The sequence below is a fragment of the Haemophilus haemolyticus genome, assembly GCF_003493685.1.
Lineage (GTDB): Bacteria > Pseudomonadota > Gammaproteobacteria > Enterobacterales > Pasteurellaceae > Haemophilus > Haemophilus haemolyticus_O.
Genome location: NZ_QQJW01000002.1, coordinates 124,706 through 143,081 on the forward strand (window position 1 = coordinate 124,706; position 18,376 = coordinate 143,081).

An 18,376-nucleotide genomic window follows, 5' to 3' on the forward strand; every position below is an offset into this window, starting at 1 on the left:
TTGAGAAGTGCGGTTAAAATTTAAGTTATTTCAGATTATTCAAAAAACAATTTCTTGTTAATTATTCATCTCTAAGCGGAACAACCAACATATCAATTTTAATCGTATTCATCACTTGACGTGTTGAAGACATTAACTTACTCCAAAAATCTTGGTGATGTCCCGTCACTAATAAATCTACATCATATTGTTCGATGGCATCACTTAGAACTTGCCCTAAATCACCACTGCCACTCAATTTTTCTGAAATTGGATAATCCGCACTTTCAGCTAAATCTAATAAGGCTTTTTGTGTTTCCGTGGAAATTCTGTCTTGCATTGAAGACATATTCACATCAATCAATCCAGTGTAAAGATCCGAGAAGTTCACATCAACGTGGATGATAGAAAGTTTTGCTTCGTGGCGTTTTGCAACTCCAACTGCTTTTTTAAGTAAAACTGGACTCTCTTCAGAAAGATCTACTGCCACTAAAACGTGTTTGTACATAATCGACTCCTTAACTGATTGGTTCGGCTTTTAACTGGTTCTAATGCTAACATTTTAAGCAATAAAAAACTGTGTACTAGATCACAATTTAAACATTTTTATTAAAAATTCATTAAATTTTCAATGTCTGCAATTTCTTTGGGAGCAGCTGCGGTTAGGATTTTATTACCATATTCAGTCATAAGTAAATTGTCCTCAATGCGCACGCCAATGCCCTTGTATTGCTCGGGTACATCAGCATCTTCTGAAATATAAATACCTGGCTCAACGGTAATCACCATGCCGATTTCGAGTATCCGTTGTTTATCCTGACCATAGCTACCCACATCATGCACATCTAAACCTAGCCAGTGTCCTAATCCATGCATATAAAATTGGCGATAAGCTTGTTGTTCAATGAGTGTATCGACATCACCTTTTAAGATGCCTAAATCCACTAATCCTTGGGTTTTAATACGAATAACTTCATCATTGGCTTGATTAATAGAATTGCCAGGTACAAGTAATTCAATCGCACGTTTTTGGGCTTTTAAAACTAACTCGTAAATTTCACGTTGAGGCTGGCTAAATTTTCCATTTACAGGAAAAGTGCGGGTGATATCGCCTGCATACATCGCAAATTCACAGCCGGCGTCAATGAGCACTAAATCTCCATCATTTAATGGGCGATCATTTTCTGTGTAGTGCAAAATACAGGCGTTACTTCCCCCTGCAACAATGGAATTGTAAGAAGGAAATCTTGCACAATGGCGATTAAATTCATGCAAAATATCGCTTTCAATTTCATATTCAAAGCGATTTGGGCGTGTCGTTTGCATTGCTTTAATATGCCCAAGTGCCGTGATTTGTCCCGCTTGTTGCATTAAGCGGATTTCATTAGGCGATTTTATAAGGCGCATTTCGCTAAGCATTGGTCGCCAATCTAAAATCTCGCTAAAACTCACCGCACTTTCTGTTACTAATTTATCACCCCAAGTATGAATTTCTGGCACATGGTAAAGTGCGGTCAAATTTTTCAGTATTTTTGGTAGTACGGTAGAGAACTCTTCAATAGAATAGGCTTCATTTACATTAAGTTGTTGTGGCGCATGCTCAACACCTAATCTGCGACCATTCCAGGTTTCAAGTAACGGATCGCGTGGACGGAGAAAAATAATGGCTTTTTCTGCTTGTTCTGTTTTTAGTAATAACAGTGCTGCATTCGGTTCATTAAAGCCCGTTAAATACCAAAAATAGCTGTCTTGACGGAAAGGATAGGTACAATCATTATTACGGCGTTTTTCGATTTCAGAAAAAAGCAATAATGCCGAATTAGGTTGCATTTGAGTGAATGCTCGTGTGCGGCGTTCCCCAAATTCTTCTTTAGGCAATTCAGCCATATAAGCCAATTCCATCCTAGATCTCCTTAATGTAATACAGGTTTGCTCTCAATTTCTCCTTCGTTGAAATGAGAATAGAACAACATAGCAATGGTGCGAACATATTCAATGATTTCTTCTAGCGCTTCCGCAAGCTCTTCTTCGTTATCGTCTTCATCATAACCAAGTTGGCAAATATCTTGTAAGTCATCTACCGCTTCGCCAATTTCGCCTTTTTCTTTTACTAATTCAGGTTGCGCTAAGCCAAGACCAAGTAAGAACTGATTTGCCCAGTCAGATAAGCTATCCGCTTGCGCAAAGACATTTTCATCTTCGGTTAAACCAAGTTCAAAGGTAAATCCTTCAACATCTGATAAGGTTTGACTAATTTGTTCATAAAGTTCTGTAACGGGTTGAACTAATGCTGTTGGGTAAGCGTAATTATCATTGCTGAATTGATATAAGAGCGGTAGCCAACTTTGATCTTTTAAACCACCACAAAGTAAACCGCTTAAAAAGCCGTGTAGTTCTGTTGTATTAAAGCCGATTCCAGCAGATTTAAGTTGTTGGTTAAGGTCAGAATGAGAAATGAGCATAACAGATGTCCTGAGTAAATTTGAAATTAGTGTAAACCTTTGTAAATAAAAAAGCGATCGCTTTTCCTTGTGGAAAAACGACCGCACTTTTTATCTGATGATGAGCGAATTACATCATTCCGCCCATGCCACCCATACCGCCCATTCCTGCGCCTAGGTCAGCTTTTTCATCTTTTGGAAGCTCGGTTACCATACATTCAGTGGTAATCATTAAGCCTGCTACAGATGCCGCGAATTGCAACGCAGAACGAGTTACTTTAGTTGGATCTAAGATACCCATTTCGATCATATCGCCGTATTGTTCTGTCCCTGCGTTATAACCAAAGTTTCCTTCGCCATTTTTAACCGCACTTGCCACAACAGATGCTTCTTCACCCGCGTTAGTGACGATTTGACGTAAAGGTGCTTCCATCGCACGTAATGCAAGTTTGATACCCACATTTTGTTCTTCGTTATCACCTTTTAGGCTTGCTGCAACTTTCGCTGCTGCGCGGACTAATGCAACGCCACCACCGGCAACGATACCTTCTTCAACTGCGGCACGAGTTGCATGTAATGCATCATCCACACGGTCTTTTTTCTCTTTCATTTCAACTTCAGTTGCTGCACCGACTTTGATTACTGCCACACCGCCAGCTAATTTAGCCACGCGTTCTTGAAGTTTTTCTTTATCGTAGTCAGAAGTTGATTCTTCAATTTGTTGACGAATTTGAGCCACGCGACCTTTGATTTGAGATTCATCACCGATACCATCAATAATGGTTGTGTTATCTTTATTAATAACAACACGTTTTGCTTGACCTAAATCTTCTAATGTCGCTTTTTCAAGCTCCATACCGATTTCTTCAGAAATCACAGTACCCGCAGTTAAGATCGCAATATCTTGTAACATCGCTTTACGACGATCACCAAAACCTGGTGCTTTCACTGCTGCAACTTTCACGATACCGCGCATCGTGTTCACCACTAAGGTTGCAAGGGCTTCGCCTTCCACATCTTCAGCAATGATTAATAACGGTTTACCTGCTTTCGCAACGCCTTCTAACACAGGAAGTAATTCACGAATGTTAGAGATTTTTTTATCTACAAGAAGAAGATATGGATTATCTAATTCAACCGTTGCAGTTTCTGGTTTGTTGATGAAATATGGAGAAAGGTAACCACGGTCGAATTGCATCCCTTCAACGACATCTAATTCATCTTCAAGACCCGTACCATCTTCAACAGTAATTACACCTTCTTTGCCCACTTTTTCCATCGCTTGTGAGATTAATTGACCCACAATGCTGTCAGAGTTTGCAGAAATAGTCCCTACTTGTTCAATTTCTTTTGCTGTTTCACAAGGTTTAGATAAATTTTTAAGCTCAGAAACAACCGCACTTACCGCTTTATCAATACCACGTTTTAAATCCATTGGATTCATGCCTGCTGCTACTGCTTTTAAGCCTTCATTTACGATAGCTTGCGCAAGTACAGTTGCAGTAGTTGTACCATCACCTGCTGCATCATTGGCTTTAGAGGCAACCTCTTTCACCATTTGTGCACCCATGTTCTCGAATTTATCTTCTAATTCGATTTCACGAGCAACAGACACACCGTCTTTAGTGATAGTTGGTGCGCCAAATGATTTATCTAAAATTACATTACGACCTTTCGGGCCAAGGGTTACTTTTACTGCGTCGGCTAATACATTCACGCCTTTAAGCATTTTTACGCGTGCGTCATTACCAAATTTTACGTCTTTTGCTGCCATTTTCTTTTCCCTTATCTAATTATTCTACAATTGCTAAGATGTCATTTTCAGAAATGATTAATACTTCTTCACCATCGATTTTTTCGCTTTTCACGCCGTAACCGTCGTTGAAAATTACGGTATCGCCAACTTTCACATCTAATGGTTGAACGGTGCCATTTTCTAAAATACGACCTTTACCCACAGCTAATACTTTCGCGCGGGTTGATTTGGTCGCCGCTGAACCAGTTAATACGATACCGCCAGCTGAACGGGTTTCGACTTCTTCACGTTTAATAATTACACGATCGTGTAAAGGACGAATATTCATGATTAATTTCCTTCTTAAGAATTTGTAAGTGCGGTCTTTATATAAGGAGGATTTTTTCGCTTTCAAGGGCTATGAATAAAAAAATTCTGACAAAATGTTTGGGGCTAATCTACTTCAGCCCCTAAAAGAATACAACGTATTATTTACAGAGTAAGGGCCTGAATATATAATCGGAGGATTACGTTAGCTTTAACTCTAATGGGTACAATCATGATACGACATACGACATACGACATACGACATACGACATACGACATACGACATACGACAATATCTAAACTCATCCTCACAGCAGCAGCCACAGGAATCGGCATATCCGCCGTGCCATACGCTCAGGCTGACGGCAGTGGGGCAACGTCGGTCAGAAAGCTGATGATAGAAAACCCAATAGATGATGACAACAATAAACAAGAAGTTGTAGATACATACGATCCGGAGAACGTTATTACATATGGGAGGATTACCATCGGCTATGACGGCGGTGGCACCCTGATTACCAACATTTCAAGGGGTGGGATTGGTCCGGGTTCGACTGATGCGGTTACCGGAGAACAACTGTATCAACTGTATAACCACGTACCTGAAAAGATTGAGGAAAAGCTTGAGGAATTTCGCAAAAATCTAAAGGATGAATTCAGTGAGTCTGAATCAGACGTTAAAATTAAATATTCAGACAAAACTTCAAAACTAACTCTAACCCTTTCCGAAGATTTGAAAGAGAAAATCAACAATATCTCCAACTCCGGAGGAAAAGGCGAGAAAGAGGTGCATGAACGGATTTCCTCTATAGAGCAAAAAGTCGGCAAGTTGGATAAATCAATGAACGGCGGTATCGCTAAAGCAGGAGCGGTCGCACTCCTTCCTCAACCGACTTATGCGGGACACTCGATGGTATCCGCTTCTACGGCACACTACAACGGTGAACAGGCTCTTGCAATCGGTTACTCCAGACTCTCAGATAACGGCAAAGTAATCCTGAAGGCAGGTACTTCGTTCAATTTCTCCGGCAACAATACCAAAAAACCGTTATTTGGAGCGGCTGTCGGCTATCAATGGTGATCTTCCGCCATTAATACGGCTGTGTTTTATTGATTCCGGCGGTTTGTAACGAAAAACCGATTATTTTTTATTTAGATAGAAATCTATTCTTTTGAATAAAAGCTATCTCTTAACTGATAATACGTTGCATCAATACCTATTGGAACACAGCCTATAGTAAAAATGCCGCACTTGCAGACAGGTGCGGCATTTTGGATTTTGTATGCAGGTCATATCCTAAAGTTGCCCATCTGCATACTTCACCTTTTACAACAAATTAAGGATTCAGATGTACTCCAACGATAAAGCAACCTCCAATAATCCGCCCAGTATCAGCTTCATCCTGCCCGTCTATAATGTTGCACCCTATATCCCCCGCGCGCTCGAAAGCATATTGCTTCAAACGGTTCGCAAAGAAATTATTCTGATAGATGACGGTTCGACAGATGGCAGTGCGGAAATCTTGGCGAAATATATGCACCAATATCCCTTCATTACCGTTGTCAGCAGCCAAAACAGGGGCGTGGCGGCGGCACGCAATGCCGGATTAAAACTTGCAACGGGGGATTTCATCATGTTCTTAGACCCTGATGACGAACTTTACCCCATAGATTTCGGTTTGTGGGCAAGACTTGCTCAAGATAACGGACTTCAAGCTATTAAAGGCGTATATCTCCGTCCTCCTTATGAAGAGGGGAAAAATATGTTGAGGTGTAAGCCCGTTTTTCAATTTAAAGAACAGCACAATGGGAAAATCTCATCTATGCAGGGGATATTGATGCAGAGTCTGCCTCATCACTGGCCTCTACACAATATGTGCTTTATGATTGACCGTCGCCACCTTGTCGCTACGGGTGTTACCTATCGCAACGGTATGCGTTTTGGGGAAGATATGGTTTTCATTTCTGAATTTCTGATTGCAGGCGGAAAAATCTTGGAGGTTGACATTCCCTTTTTTATTTATCACCGCAGAAAAGGAAGTCTGACAACCGCCCTACCCGACCACAGGCTGACCGATTACCTTCACAATCTGCTTACCTATCTCGTACCGCTGATGGAAAGGCAGACCGATTCAAGATACGCAGAAACTGTCCGTCAAATCCTACTGATTGAATTTGATAAAATTGGCAGAATTGTTAAAAATTTCCCCGAACTGAAAAAAGAATATGACTGCCTCTTTGCGCAACTGCCGGATAAAAAATATCTTTGACCATATGAGGGCAAATGCCGTCTGGATCGATTTTCAGATGGCATTGTTTTATTTGGTAAGCAACTGTCTGCGTTGTATAATTGCCCATTTTAAAATCGATAATAAATAATAGGAGCCGCCATGACAGAATCCATCACCCGTGACAGTATGCAATACGATGTCGTGATTGTCGGTACAGGCCCGTCGGGTTTGTCCACCGCCATTTACGATGACCGCCAAAATAGCGTTCATCAAGCTCAATTTGACCATCAAAAACCTCATCATCTTCAAGGGCTCAATGAGAGTTAATGACTTCACGAATTTTTCGGTAAAACAAAATCGCTGAATTGGCTTGGATACCGAGTAAATCAGTCGCTGTTCGGGGTGTCACTTCTAATACATAATACAAAAAATTCAAGGAACTTATTTTATATAGATTTCTTTAATTTACAATGAGTTATCTTCATTTTAGACAGCACTCTTGCTAATCTACGTTAGCCTCTTAAATTATCCAGAAACTATTGCTTATATTGCGAGCCATTTACAAGAGGTTGCAAGAGACGGGATGAGCGTGGCTGAAGTGATGTAGTATGGCTCAACACTTTTAACCGTTGATGATGTAATCAGGTTGTACCGTGCGAGTGTTAGGGCATAGGGCAGAGCAAATTCAGAAACTGTTTGAGAAAATTGGTGAGCAATTAAAATCTGAGTAAGATTGATAGATAACTTATTTTTCCCTAAAAAAACTAATCCGAAAAATGAAAATATGTCTTGAGAGCATTTCTTGAAAATGTGATCTTGGTCAAGTTTTTTCTCCTTAAAATTTCTATAATGGCGTCAAATTAACTAACCAGAAAAGGTGATTCAAATGACTCAATTTAGAAAAGAAGTAGATTTACTCGGCGAACGTGATGTACCAGCAGATGCGTACTGGGGTATTCATACATTAAGAGCGGTAGAAAATTTCAATATTTCTAACGTAACCATTTCTGACGTGCCTGAGTTTGTACGTGGCATGGTGATGGTGAAAAAAGCAACGGCTTTAGCCAATGGTGAATTAGGTGCAATTCCAAGTGATATTGCAAAAGCGATTGTAGCAGCTTGTGATGAAATTCTTACTACTGGAAAATGCTTAGATCAATTCCCATCAGACGTATATCAAGGTGGTGCAGGTACTTCTGTCAATATGAATACCAATGAAGTGGTTGCTAATCTTGCCCTTGAAAAAATCGGCCATAAAAAAGGCGAATATAACGTGATTAACCCGATGGATCACGTTAACGCAAGCCAATCAACCAATGATGCGTATCCTACTGGTTTCCGTATTGCAGTGTATAACAGTATCTTAAAATTAATCGATAAAATTCAATATTTACACGACGGTTTTGATAATAAAGCAAAAGAGTTTGCGAATATCTTAAAGATGGGTCGTACTCAATTGCAAGATGCCGTGCCAATGACTGTTGGTCAAGAATTCAAAGCTTTCGCCGTATTACTTGAAGAAGAAGTGCGTAACTTAAAATGTACAGCAGATTTACTCCTTGAAGTAAACCTTGGTGCGACTGCAATCGGTACTGGTTTAAATACGCCTCAAGGCTATACGGAATTAGTTGTAAAACACCTTGCTGAAGTAACAGGATTAGCTTGCGTACCGGCAGAAAACTTAATTGAAGCAACATCTGACTGCGGCGCTTATGTCATGGTTCACGGTGCATTAAAACGTACTGCTGTAAAACTTTCTAAAGTATGTAATGACTTACGTTTACTTTCTTCTGGTCCACGTGCTGGTATGAAAGAAATTAACTTACCTGAATTACAAGCGGGCTCTTCTATCATGCCAGCAAAAGTAAACCCTGTTGTTCCAGAAGTGGTGAACCAAGTATGCTTTAAAGTAATTGGTAACGATACCACTGTGACCTTCGCATCTGAAGCAGGTCAATTACAGTTAAACGTAATGGAGCCAGTGATTGGTCAAGCAATGTTTGAATCTATTGATATCTTAACGAATGCTTGTGTGAACTTACGCGATAAATGTGTGGATGGCATCACTGTAAACAAAGAAATTTGTGAAAACTACGTGTTTAATTCAATCGGTATCGTGACTTACTTGAATCCATTTATCGGTCACCACAACGGCGACTTAGTGGGTAAAATCTGTGCTCAAACAGGTAAAGGCGTACGTGAAGTTGTGTTAGAAAAAGGTTTATTAACAGAAGAGCAATTAGATGACATTCTTTCTGTAGAAAACTTAATGAACCCAACTTACAAAGCGAAATTAAATAAATAAGTCTGAATGATTTATTCAGTCCTCGAATAGAAATAACCGCACTTTGATTACTCAAAAGTGCGGTTATTTTTTATATTGAATGATGGATTAAAGTCTTGCTGAAAGCATGGTTTCCAATTTTTCTTGGTCAACAGCAAATTTACGAATACCCTCTGCTAATTTTTCAACAGCCATAGCATCGCTATTATGTTGCCAGTAGAACTCAGCTTCTGTTAATGGTTGTGGTTTCGCTTTTACTTCGCCTTTGTATTCTAGTTTGCGTACAAGTGCGGTTGAATTTTCTTGTAATTCTTTCAGTAATGCAGGTGCAATGGTTAAGCGATCGCAACCTGCAAGTTCAGTAATTTCGCCTACATTACGGAAACTCGCGCCCATCACAACGGTGTTGTAGCCATATTCTTTGTAGTAATTATAGATTTTGGTAACAGAAATAACGCCTGGGTCTTCTGCTGGCGCATATTCTTTTTTGTCGGAGTTTGCTTTGTACCAGTCTAAAATACGACCTACAAATGGCGAAATTAAGTAAACGCCTGCTTCTGCACAAGCACGAGCTTGAGCTTCAGAGAATAATAAGGTTAAGTTACAGTTAATGCCTTCTTTCTCAAGGATTTCTGCAGCTCGGATACCTTGCCATGTTGAAGCGATTTTAATCAAAATACGATCATTTGAGATGCCTGCTGCATTATAAAGTGCGATTAATTTACGTGCTTTTTCAACCGTTGCTTGTGTGTTGTAAGAAAGACGCGCATCCACTTCAGTAGAAATACGTCCTGGAACGATTTTTAAAATTTCTAAACCAATATTTACCGCTAATTTATCTTCTGCATCAATAAGTTGCTGTGTTTTATCATTGCTTTGAGCTTTTGCATAAGCTACAGCTTCATCAATTAATGGCGCATATTGTAGAAGTGCAGATGCGCTTAGAATTAGTGATGGGTTAGTAGTCGCATCTTGTGGTTGATATTTTTTAATCGCGTCGATATCGCCAGTGTCTGCAACCACAACGGTCATTTGACGAAGTGAATCTAATTGAGTAGTCATTTGTATCTCCTATTCGAGTGAAATGGAATGAATAATGTCGGTTACGATAGCATAAATTTAATCTTAAAAGGAAAAATTTTTCGATAGAAAAAATAGGCGCAGGCGTTGAACTGCGCCATTGTTTTAAAGCTTGAGGGTGTCTTTTATGGTGAGGGTTATTTCATCTAACATGGCATAGCGTTTACGATACATGGAACGTTTTTTACTTGGAATATCATCCAGATTTCTATCCATTTCTAAAGGCAATTCCCAGTAATCTTTTAACTCTCCGCCCGATTCACCAAAAATTGCATCATAGTCTACGGTGTATTGTTTACTTTGGATGAAGCGAGATTTATTTTGGTATTTTTGCGGAATGCCAAGCAATTTATCGTAGCCTAGAATTTTTGTGAGTGATTTCATGGTTTCAACCATTAAATAGGCTGGGCGCAAACCGTGGCATGATTTGGTTAGTTGTTTCACCATTTCCTTTGAACCTTCAAAATTTGGCCCTTGTACAACAGCAATAAGTAGCGCATCGCCCAATTTAGCAAAGGTAAGCAAATAGACTAATTCATTTCTTGGTTTATGCCATAGCTCTAATACCCAATACCCCTCCATTGGTTGATGGGTTGTCATGCTTAATGTCATTTCAAAATCAGGAATGACTTCGCCAAAACTTAATGGTTTTTCCCATAACGGCGTAGAAAGTGCAGTAAGTTTTTCGGGTAAAAATAAAAGGTTATCACAAACAGCATCAAAACGTTGTGATGCATTGAAACGTTTATCCAGAAAACGACAAGCAACGGGATAACTATAATCTAAGTGCGTATTAAAAATATCGACGAGAAAAGGATGTTGATTGATAAATTGTTCAAAGCGACGAATTGAACCACGATTTAAAAAGCTACGTAAGTTATAACGCCAATGTTTTGGTGCATCAAAACGCCCTGGTCGATATGGATAAATATTCTTAGATTGAGGCCATTGGTAAGTTGTTTTTGTTTTCATCTAGATTGCCACGAATTGGTTATAATCTTGGCGTAAATTTTGACATAATTTCAGGAAATTTTCCATTTATGCTATTCTAAGCGCAATTTTAAAAGGAATCCTTATGTCTGAAATTAAACTTAATTACCACAAAACTCACTTTTTAACGAGTGCGCCGAATATTCGTTCCATTCCTGAAGATACTGGCATTGAAATTGCGTTTGCGGGTCGTTCAAATGCAGGAAAATCGACCGCACTTAATGCATTAACCAATCAAAAAAGTTTAGCTCGCACCTCAAAGACGCCCGGGCGTACCCAACTAATCAACTTATTTGAAGTGGAACCAAATTGTAAATTGGTAGATTTACCGGGCTATGGTTATGCTGCCGTGCCAGAGCAAATGAAAATCCAATGGCAAAAATCATTAGGCGAATATTTGCAAAAACGCGAATGTTTGGCGGGATTAGTTGTGTTGATGGATATTCGCCATCCGCTTAAGGATCTTGACCAACAAATGATTGAATGGGCGGTTTCAGCAGATTTACCGGTACTGTTATTGCTTACTAAAGCCGATAAATTGAGCCAAAGCGCACGTAGTAAACAAGTAAAAATGGTGCGCGAAGCGATTCTTCCATTCCAAGGCGATATTCAAGTAGAAGCCTTTTCTGCACAAAATAAAATTGGTATTGATAAATTGGCGGTGAAATTAGATTTTTGGTTTTCGCCACTTTTTGCGGAATAAAATATGAATTTTGCGATCTAGATCGCAAAAAAAGCAAGGAATGAATGATTTCATTATGTGCTTTTTTTATAGTGCAAAAACTATCTTTATTTTTACCGCACTTTAAGGATTATCATGTCCCTTGCAATTGTTTACAGCCGTGCTTCTATGGGTGTGCAAGCACCGCTAGTCACCATTGAGGTGCATTTAAGCAACGGAAAACCAGGATTTACACTTGTTGGTTTGCCAGAAAAAACGGTGAAAGAGGCACAAGATCGGGTGCGTAGTGCGTTGATGAATGCACAATTTAAATACCCAGCCAAACGCATTACCGTAAATCTCGCACCTGCAGATTTACCGAAAGAGGGTGGCCGATTTGATTTGCCTATTGCCATCGGAATTTTAGCCGCATCGGATCAGCTTGATGCGAGCCGCTTAAAGCAATTTGAATTTGTGGCTGAGCTTGCGCTGACGGGGCAATTACGTGGCGTACATGGTGTAATTCCCGCTATTCTTGCAGCGCAAAAGTCAAAGCGAGAGTTAATTATCGCAAAGCGAAATGCCAATGAAGCCTCACTTGTTTCTGATCAAAATACTTATTTTGCGCAAACCCTTTTAGACGTGGTGCAATTTCTCAACAGTCAGGAAAAATTACCTCTTGCCACTGAAATTGTGAAAGAAAGTGCGGTAAATTTTTCGGGCAAAAATACGTTAGATTTAACGGATATTATTGGACAACAGCACGCTAAACGTGCATTAACCATTGCCGCAGCAGGGCAGCATAATTTGCTCTTTCTTGGCCCACCGGGTACAGGGAAAACCATGCTCGCTAGCCGATTGACTGGGCTTTTACCTGAAATGACCGATCTAGAAGCGATAGAAACGGCATCTGTAACGAGTTTAGTTCAAAACGAGTTAAATTTTCATAATTGGAAACAACGTCCTTTTCGAGCCCCGCACCATAGTGCATCAATGCCGGCTTTAGTTGGAGGCGGAACGATCCCAAAACCTGGTGAAATATCCTTAGCAACAAATGGCGTACTTTTTCTTGATGAACTTCCAGAGTTTGAACGAAAAGTATTGGATGCACTACGTCAGCCTTTGGAAAGTGGTGAGATTATTATTTCTCGTGCTAATGCCAAAATCCAATTTCCAGCTCGTTTTCAATTAGTGGCAGCGATGAATCCAAGTCCGACAGGGCATTATACTGGGACACATAACCGCACTTCACCCCAGCAAATTATGCGTTATTTGAATCGACTTTCAGGGCCATTTTTAGATCGTTTTGATTTGTCTATTGAAGTGCCTTTATTGCCACAAGGCAGCTTACAAAATACGGGTGAACGGGGTGAAACCAGCGAGCAAGTACGTGAAAAAGTGTTAAAAGTGCGTGAGATTCAAATGGAAAGAGCGGGAAAAATTAACGCTTATTTGAACAGTAAAGAGATTGAGCGTGATTGCAAGTTAAGTGATAAAGATGCCTTTTTCCTTGAAAATGCGCTGAATAAGCTTGGGCTTTCTGTACGGGCTTATCATCGTATTTTGAAAGTTTCTCGAACCATTGCCGATCTACAAGGAGAACAACAAATTTCTCAACCGCACTTAGCGGAGGCCTTGGGCTATCGAGCAATGGATCGTTTGTTGCAGAAATTGTCGAATATGTAAAAACGCGTGGAAAGAATACCACGCGTGAAAGGATTAGTAAGTGCTTTGGGTATCTTGCGTACCGCTAATAATTGCAATGCCCGCACTTGCACCAATGCGAGTTGCACCTACTTTAATCATTGCAAGTGCCGTTTCAGTATCACGCACGCCACCTGATGCTTTAACACCAATATTGCCGACTGTTTGTTTCATCAATGCAACATCTTCCACAGTCGCACCGCCTTTGTTGAAACCAGTTGATGTTTTAACAAAAGCCACACCGATTTCTTTACAAATTTCGCAGGCTTTCACTATTTCATCTTTAGTGAGCAAACAAGTTTCTAAAATCACTTTTAATGGCGTACCATCACAAGCATTAAATACCGCTTGAATATCTTGTTTTACTACATCCCATTTTTGCGATTTTATCCAACCTACATTAATCACCATATCAATCTCATTTGCTCCCGCTTTAATAGATTCTTGTGTTTCAAATGCTTTTACAGAGGTTAAATTTGCCCCCAAAGGGAAGCCAACTACGGTACAAATTTTTACATTTGAGCCAGCAAGTTTTTCTTTAGCGAGTGGAATATAACCAGAATTGATACATACAGAATAAAATCCGTGTTCAATCGCTTCATTACAGAGTGTCAAAATATCTTGTTCATTTTTTTCTGCAGTCAGTGCAGTGTGATCAATATATTGAGCAAGTTTATTACTATTCATATTTTTCTCCTTGTTTGGTTATGTTTTATTGAAAATTCTTTTTGAGTATAAAGTTTTGAGGTAATTCTTTATCACATATAAGCAGATCGAATTTATTTAGATCATTAATATATGCTTTTCTAACTTGACCTATTTTCATATGATCAAATACCAATATATTTTTTCTACTTTTTTTCATTGCCATTTTTTTTACTATTGCTTCATTATGGTCAAAGCAACTTACACCATATCGATCGCTGACACCAGCTGCAGAAATAAATGCCTTCGTTGTTAATATGTTTTCAATAATTGAGTTATTTATGGGAGTGAAAAATGAGTTGTGGCTTGAGTAAGTACCACCTGTTAGTATCACTTCACAGTTACTTTTTTCTTGCAAAATAGTAAATGTGTTTAATGAACAGCAAATTGCAGTAAATTCTATATCGTCATTTATCTGTGAGGCAATAAATGGAATAGTTGAACCGCAATCAAAGAAAATTACATCACCGTTTTCAATAAGTTGTGCTGCAATTTTACCAATAGCCATTTTTTCTTTTAAATTTTTTGTTTCTTGTTCAAAAATAAAATAGTTGTTTTCTTGATGGACGTGAGGAGCTTTTACTATATGTCCCCCTAATAAGGTCAAAGGGCATCCTTCTATACTTAAATCTCTTCTTAAAGTCATTTCTGATACATTTAGTATGTTTGCAGCGTCTTTTAATTTTATAGAGCTCATTGTCTTTAATACAAATTCTAGACTTTTTATTCTGGTGTTATTTTTTTTTTCCATAATAACCTTACAGGTTGTAACTTTGCTGTTGCTAATAATATCATAAAAATTTTTTCTAGAACTGTGATCTTTGTCACTTTTTTAACATTTTATCCGTATTATACTTTTTAAAAGTGGTTGTTGTTATTTTATTAACATTTGAAATGGAGGTTGTATGGATATTGCTGTTATTGGTTCAAATATGGTTGATCTTATTACGTATATAGATCGAATGCCTAAGTTAGGAGAAACTTTAGAGGCCCCAAGATTTAGTATTGGGTGTGGAGGAAAGGGTGCGAATCAAGCGGTAGCAGCTGCTAAATTAGGATCTGATGTTATGATGTTAACAAAAGTTGGTGATGACTTGTTCGCTGAAAATACACTAAAGAATTTTCAGCGATATGGTATTAATACTGATTACGTAGTCGCAGTTAAAGGAGTATCTAGTGGAGTTGCGCCAATATTTGTCGATAAATCATCTCAAAATAGTATTCTTATTATTAAGGGGGCTAATAATAACTTATCAATAGAAGATATAGAGCATGCAGCTGATGCAATCAAAAAATGTAAGCTTATTATTTTACAATTAGAGATTCCATTATCTGTAGTGTATTACGCGATTGATTTTGGTGCTAAGAATAATATTCCAGTTATATTAAATCCAGCCCCCGCAGTTCCAAATTTAGATATTAATTATGTTTGTAAGTGTGATTTCTTTATGCCTAACGAGACTGAGCTGGAAATTCTTACAGGTTTGCCTGTTTCTAACTTAGAAGAGATTCTTGTTGCGGCTAATTTATTGATTTCAAATGGTTTAAAAAATTTAATTGTTACCTTAGGTGAAAAAGGGGCCGTATGGTTAGATGGTAAAGATATTCATCATATCTCTCCTTACAGAGTTAATGCTATTGATACAAGTGGAGCTGGTGATGCCTTTATAGGATGTTTTGCTCATTACCTTGTTAAAACGCATGATATTTTGAAATCTTTAAATATGGCTTCAGCTTTTTCAGCCTATAGTGTTACAGGGCAGGGAACTCAAGTATCTTATCCAGATAAGACACAATTCGATAATTTTATGAGTAAATTATAAGGAGGACGTTATGAAAGAAATACTGCAAATGCCTGATGGATATTTAGATCGTACACCTATATTTCAATTTATATTGTTATCTTGTTTGTTTCCTTTATGGGGGGCTGCAGCAAGTTTAAATGACATTCTTATTACCCAATTTAAGAGTGTATTTACATTAAGTGATTTTGCCAGTGCGTTAGTTCAAAGTGCCTTTTATGGTGGGTACTTTTTGATTGCTATTCCCGCTTCGTTAGTAATTAAGAAAAGTAGTTATAAGGTAGCTATTTTAATAGGCTTAACCTTGTATATTGTTGGATGTTCAATGTTTTATCCGGCTTCTCATATGGCGACATATACGATGTTTTTAGCTGCAATATTTTCAATTGCAATAGGTTTGAGTTTTCTTGAAACCTCTGCAAATACTTATAGTTCAATGATTGGACATAAAGATTATGCGACTTTGAGATTAAATATTAGTCAAACTTTTTATCCTATAGGGGCAATTTCTGGTATTTTATTAGGTAAGTATTTGATTTTTCAGGATGGGGTGAGCTTGAAGGAGCAATTACTATCAATGACTCCTGAGCAAGCTCATGAATTTAAATTATCTTTGCTTGAGCATACATTGCAGCCTTATAAGTATCTTATTTTTGTTTTAATTGCTGTTACTTTGTTATTTTTATTAACAAAGTTTCCTAAATGTAAGGCTGAAAGTGAAGGGAATAGAACTAATATTAGATTTTTGGAGACATTTAAATATTTATATAAAAATACACAATTTAAAAAAGGTATTGTTGCTCAATTTCTATATGTAGGAATGCAGGTTGCAGTATGGTCTTTTACAATACGTCTAGCATTAAATTTAAGTAATATTAATGAAAGAGAAGCATCAAATTTCATGATATATAGTTTTATTGGTTTTTTTATTGGGAAATTTATCGCAAATTTTTTAATGACGAAGTTTAAATCTGATAGTGTATTATTTTTATATTCTATTTTGGGTGTATTGACTCTTGCTTATACTTCATTTGTACATGATTTTTCGGCTGTTTATGCCGCAATTTTTGCAAGTGTTTTGTTTGGACCATGTTGGGCAACGATTTATGCCTCTGTATTAGGAACTGTTGCTCAAGAGCATAGAGAGGTTGCTGGTGCTGTAGTAGTTATGTCTATTATTGGTGCAGCGGTGATTCCTGCTATCCACGGATATGTTTCTGATACTTTAGGTTCTTTACAAGTAGCATTTATTGTTCCTATGTTTTGCTTTGTTTATGTTGGCTATTACTTCTGGGATAAAATGAAATTAGGAAAAGGAGAAAAATAATGAAAACTGAATTATATCTATTTAAGGAGTCTTTTTCTCAAACAGAAAGAGTGTTGCTTTGCAATGATGAATTTACAGTACTTAGTTTTAAGTATGAATCAGGTATTGAGGCAATTAAAATTTCTAACCAAAAAGGATTTATTGTTGTATTACCTTTTTATGGTCAAATTATTTGGGATGTTGAATTCAATAATCATTCATTAAAGATGAAAAATATGTTTTCTGAGCCCAAGTTTGGTAATTCAATTGTTGATACCTATGGATGTTTTGCTTTCCATTCTGGGCTTATTAGGAATGGATGTCCTGGGCCACAGGATGATCATGTCTTACATGGGGAGATGCCTTGTTCTATTATTAATAAGGCTTGGTTGGTTATTGATGACAATTCAGTGACTCTGACAGGTGAAGTAGAATATGTTAAGGGATTTGGTGAACACTATCTTGCAAGACCAGCTGTTACACTTTATTCAAACAATTCTTTATTTGATATTCAAATGAACGTAACAAATTTAGCCAGTGTCGATATGCCATTACAATATATGTGTCATATGAATTATTGTTATGAGCATGGTTCTGTTCTTAGTCAAAATATTCCAGATTCAGCAATTAGTTTAAGAGAAACGATACCTGCCCATGTTAAGCCAACTCAAAAGTGGATAGAATTTAATGAAATGATTAAAGAAGGAAAATATCAACTGTGTAAGTTAGATAATGATGTTATGTATGATCCTGAAATAGTGTTTTTTATGGATAATCTTAGTAAATATCAAGAACACTTAGAGTATAGAATGGAGTCGCCTAATGGTTATACTTACGTAACTAAGTTTTCTTCTAAAGATTTTAACTATGCAACGCGCTGGATTTTATTTAATGAGGATCAACAGGTCGGCGCATTTGTATTACCTGCAACTTGTAGACCAGAAGGTTTTTTAGCAGCGAAAGAAGCTGGTAGTTTAATAATGTTAAAACCAAAAGAAACAAGGACATTTTGTGTAACAACAGGGATTGATAATTTCTAATATTAAGTTAATGCTCCTATTTTTATAATAGGGGCATTTAATTTATAGATTGACTATTTCTAAAATTTGAGCAATTTATATATTATTTTGT

The 18,376-nt window shown here is 37.8% G+C and carries 17 protein-coding genes and 3 pseudogenes; 10 read left to right on the plus strand and 10 right to left on the minus strand.

What is annotated here, in order from left to right:
• Positions 1–61 precede the first annotated feature (61 nt).
• The 5 genes from uspA to DV434_RS02890 all read right to left on the minus strand — a co-directional run bounded on the left by uspA (position 62) and on the right by DV434_RS02890 (position 4,504).
• Positions 62–487, minus strand: a complete 426-nt coding sequence (gene uspA, locus DV434_RS02870) for a universal stress protein UspA (RefSeq protein ID WP_005629483.1) — start codon at positions 485–487, stop codon at positions 62–64.
• A 101-nt stretch (positions 488–588) separates the two neighbouring features.
• Positions 589–1,881, minus strand: a complete 1,293-nt coding sequence (gene pepP, locus DV434_RS02875; RefSeq protein WP_118811451.1) for a Xaa-Pro aminopeptidase — start codon at positions 1,879–1,881, stop codon at positions 589–591.
• An 11-nt stretch (positions 1,882–1,892) separates the two neighbouring features.
• A complete protein-coding gene (locus DV434_RS02880) occupies positions 1,893–2,441 on the minus strand; it encodes a YecA/YgfB family protein (RefSeq protein WP_118785253.1) in 549 nt (182 codons plus the stop codon).
• Between the two features lie 109 nt (positions 2,442–2,550).
• The gene (gene groL / locus DV434_RS02885; RefSeq protein WP_005635749.1) at positions 2,551–4,194 is read right to left on the minus strand and encodes a chaperonin GroEL; all 1,644 of its coding nucleotides are present in this window, start codon (positions 4,192–4,194) and stop codon (positions 2,551–2,553) included.
• A gap of 19 nt (positions 4,195–4,213) precedes the next feature.
• Positions 4,214–4,504 carry a co-chaperone GroES gene (locus DV434_RS02890; protein WP_005629492.1) on the minus strand — a complete coding sequence of 97 codons (291 nt, stop codon included), beginning with the start codon at positions 4,502–4,504 and terminating at the stop codon, positions 4,214–4,216.
• A gap of 198 nt (positions 4,505–4,702) precedes the next feature.
• Here DV434_RS02890 and DV434_RS02895 point away from each other — a divergent pair, with 198 nt between their 5' ends.
• Entirely contained in the window at positions 4,703–5,563 is an 861-nt protein-coding gene (locus DV434_RS02895) for a YadA C-terminal domain-containing protein (protein ID WP_204638281.1), read from the plus strand.
• A 268-nt stretch (positions 5,564–5,831) separates the two neighbouring features.
• Positions 5,832–6,752: a glycosyltransferase family 2 protein gene (locus DV434_RS02905; protein WP_118785255.1), complete on the plus strand. Its 921-nt coding sequence runs from the start codon at positions 5,832–5,834 to the stop codon at positions 6,750–6,752.
• Positions 6,753–6,954: 202 nt separating this feature from the next.
• On the opposite strand, the pseudogene DV434_RS02910 reads toward DV434_RS02905, so the two are convergent.
• A pseudogene (locus DV434_RS02910) lies at positions 6,955–7,198 on the minus strand (IS1595 family transposase); the annotation flags it as partial.
• 35 nt (positions 7,199–7,233) lie between these two features.
• Here DV434_RS02910 and DV434_RS02915 point away from each other — a divergent pair.
• The 3 genes and pseudogenes from DV434_RS02915 to aspA form a co-directional block, all read left to right on the plus strand.
• Positions 7,234–7,317 (plus strand): annotated as a pseudogene (locus DV434_RS02915) (urease subunit gamma); the annotation flags it as partial.
• A 40-nt stretch (positions 7,318–7,357) separates the two neighbouring features.
• Positions 7,358–7,444: pseudogene (locus DV434_RS11100) on the plus strand (urease accessory protein UreD); the annotation flags it as partial.
• Positions 7,445–7,599: 155 nt separating this feature from the next.
• On the plus strand, positions 7,600–9,018 hold the full coding sequence (gene aspA / locus DV434_RS02920) for an aspartate ammonia-lyase (RefSeq protein WP_118811453.1): 1,419 nt from the start codon (positions 7,600–7,602) through the stop codon (positions 9,016–9,018).
• A gap of 87 nt (positions 9,019–9,105) precedes the next feature.
• Here aspA and tal read toward each other — a convergent pair whose 3' ends face one another.
• Positions 9,106–10,059 carry a transaldolase gene (tal, locus tag DV434_RS02925; RefSeq protein WP_118785257.1) on the minus strand — a complete coding sequence of 318 codons (954 nt, stop codon included), beginning with the start codon at positions 10,057–10,059 and terminating at the stop codon, positions 9,106–9,108.
• 123 nt (positions 10,060–10,182) lie between these two features.
• Positions 10,183–11,049 carry a VirK/YbjX family protein gene (locus DV434_RS02930; RefSeq protein WP_118785258.1) on the minus strand — a complete coding sequence of 289 codons (867 nt, stop codon included), beginning with the start codon at positions 11,047–11,049 and terminating at the stop codon, positions 10,183–10,185.
• A gap of 103 nt (positions 11,050–11,152) precedes the next feature.
• Between DV434_RS02930 and yihA the strand changes: the two genes are divergently transcribed.
• Together yihA and DV434_RS02940 are read left to right on the plus strand one after the other, a co-directional pair.
• Positions 11,153–11,770, plus strand: coding sequence for a ribosome biogenesis GTP-binding protein YihA/YsxC (gene yihA, locus DV434_RS02935; RefSeq protein ID WP_118785259.1), 618 nt, complete (start codon positions 11,153–11,155; stop codon positions 11,768–11,770).
• A 114-nt stretch (positions 11,771–11,884) separates the two neighbouring features.
• Positions 11,885–13,414 carry a YifB family Mg chelatase-like AAA ATPase gene (locus DV434_RS02940; protein ID WP_118785260.1) on the plus strand — a complete coding sequence of 510 codons (1,530 nt, stop codon included), beginning with the start codon at positions 11,885–11,887 and terminating at the stop codon, positions 13,412–13,414.
• Between the two features lie 33 nt (positions 13,415–13,447).
• On the opposite strand, the gene deoC is transcribed toward DV434_RS02940, so the two are convergent.
• Entirely contained in the window at positions 13,448–14,119 is a 672-nt protein-coding gene (gene deoC, locus DV434_RS02945) for a deoxyribose-phosphate aldolase (RefSeq protein ID WP_118785261.1), read from the minus strand.
• 25 nt (positions 14,120–14,144) lie between these two features.
• A complete protein-coding gene (deoR, locus tag DV434_RS02950; protein WP_118785262.1) occupies positions 14,145–14,888 on the minus strand; it encodes a DNA-binding transcriptional repressor DeoR in 744 nt (247 codons plus the stop codon).
• A gap of 154 nt (positions 14,889–15,042) precedes the next feature.
• On the opposite strand from deoR, the gene rbsK reads away from it, so the two are divergent.
• Genes rbsK through DV434_RS02965 form a run of 3 tightly spaced genes read left to right on the plus strand, consistent with a single transcriptional unit; the run spans position 15,043 to position 18,285 of the window.
• The gene (rbsK, locus tag DV434_RS02955; RefSeq protein WP_118785263.1) at positions 15,043–15,960 is read left to right on the plus strand and encodes a ribokinase; all 918 of its coding nucleotides are present in this window, start codon (positions 15,043–15,045) and stop codon (positions 15,958–15,960) included.
• A gap of 10 nt (positions 15,961–15,970) precedes the next feature.
• Positions 15,971–17,266 carry an L-fucose:H+ symporter permease gene (gene fucP / locus DV434_RS02960; RefSeq protein ID WP_118785264.1) on the plus strand — a complete coding sequence of 432 codons (1,296 nt, stop codon included), beginning with the start codon at positions 15,971–15,973 and terminating at the stop codon, positions 17,264–17,266.
• On the plus strand, positions 17,266–18,285 hold the full coding sequence (locus DV434_RS02965; RefSeq protein ID WP_118785265.1) for an aldose 1-epimerase family protein: 1,020 nt from the start codon (positions 17,266–17,268) through the stop codon (positions 18,283–18,285). Before fucP ends, DV434_RS02965 begins: the two co-directional genes overlap by 1 nt.
• Positions 18,286–18,376 lie beyond the last annotated feature (91 nt).

What these genes read in the sequence shown, in the direction of transcription:
- deoR (WP_118785262.1), bottom strand. Translation starts at nt 14,888, where the DNA reads ATGGAAAAAAAAAATAACACCAGAATAAAAAGTCTAGAATTTGTATTA.
- DV434_RS02930 (WP_118785258.1), bottom strand. Translation starts at nt 11,049, where the DNA reads ATGAAAACAAAAACAACTTACCAATGGCCTCAATCTAAGAATATTTAT.
- DV434_RS02895 (WP_204638281.1), top strand. Translation starts at nt 4,703, where the DNA reads ATGGGTACAATCATGATACGACATACGACATACGACATACGACATACG.
- DV434_RS02890 (WP_005629492.1), bottom strand. Translation starts at nt 4,504, where the DNA reads ATGAATATTCGTCCTTTACACGATCGTGTAATTATTAAACGTGAAGAA.
- groL (WP_005635749.1), bottom strand. Translation starts at nt 4,194, where the DNA reads ATGGCAGCAAAAGACGTAAAATTTGGTAATGACGCACGCGTAAAAATG.
- aspA (WP_118811453.1), top strand. Translation starts at nt 7,600, where the DNA reads ATGACTCAATTTAGAAAAGAAGTAGATTTACTCGGCGAACGTGATGTA.
- DV434_RS02880 (WP_118785253.1), bottom strand. Translation starts at nt 2,441, where the DNA reads ATGCTCATTTCTCATTCTGACCTTAACCAACAACTTAAATCTGCTGGA.
- deoC (WP_118785261.1), bottom strand. Translation starts at nt 14,119, where the DNA reads ATGAATAGTAATAAACTTGCTCAATATATTGATCACACTGCACTGACT.
- DV434_RS02905 (WP_118785255.1), top strand. Translation starts at nt 5,832, where the DNA reads ATGTACTCCAACGATAAAGCAACCTCCAATAATCCGCCCAGTATCAGC.
- tal (WP_118785257.1), bottom strand. Translation starts at nt 10,059, where the DNA reads ATGACTACTCAATTAGATTCACTTCGTCAAATGACCGTTGTGGTTGCA.
- DV434_RS02965 (WP_118785265.1), top strand. Translation starts at nt 17,266, where the DNA reads ATGAAAACTGAATTATATCTATTTAAGGAGTCTTTTTCTCAAACAGAA.
- pepP (WP_118811451.1), bottom strand. Translation starts at nt 1,881, where the DNA reads ATGGAATTGGCTTATATGGCTGAATTGCCTAAAGAAGAATTTGGGGAA.
- rbsK (WP_118785263.1), top strand. Translation starts at nt 15,043, where the DNA reads ATGGATATTGCTGTTATTGGTTCAAATATGGTTGATCTTATTACGTAT.
- DV434_RS02940 (WP_118785260.1), top strand. Translation starts at nt 11,885, where the DNA reads ATGTCCCTTGCAATTGTTTACAGCCGTGCTTCTATGGGTGTGCAAGCA.
- fucP (WP_118785264.1), top strand. Translation starts at nt 15,971, where the DNA reads ATGAAAGAAATACTGCAAATGCCTGATGGATATTTAGATCGTACACCT.
- uspA (WP_005629483.1), bottom strand. Translation starts at nt 487, where the DNA reads ATGTACAAACACGTTTTAGTGGCAGTAGATCTTTCTGAAGAGAGTCCA.
- yihA (WP_118785259.1), top strand. Translation starts at nt 11,153, where the DNA reads ATGTCTGAAATTAAACTTAATTACCACAAAACTCACTTTTTAACGAGT.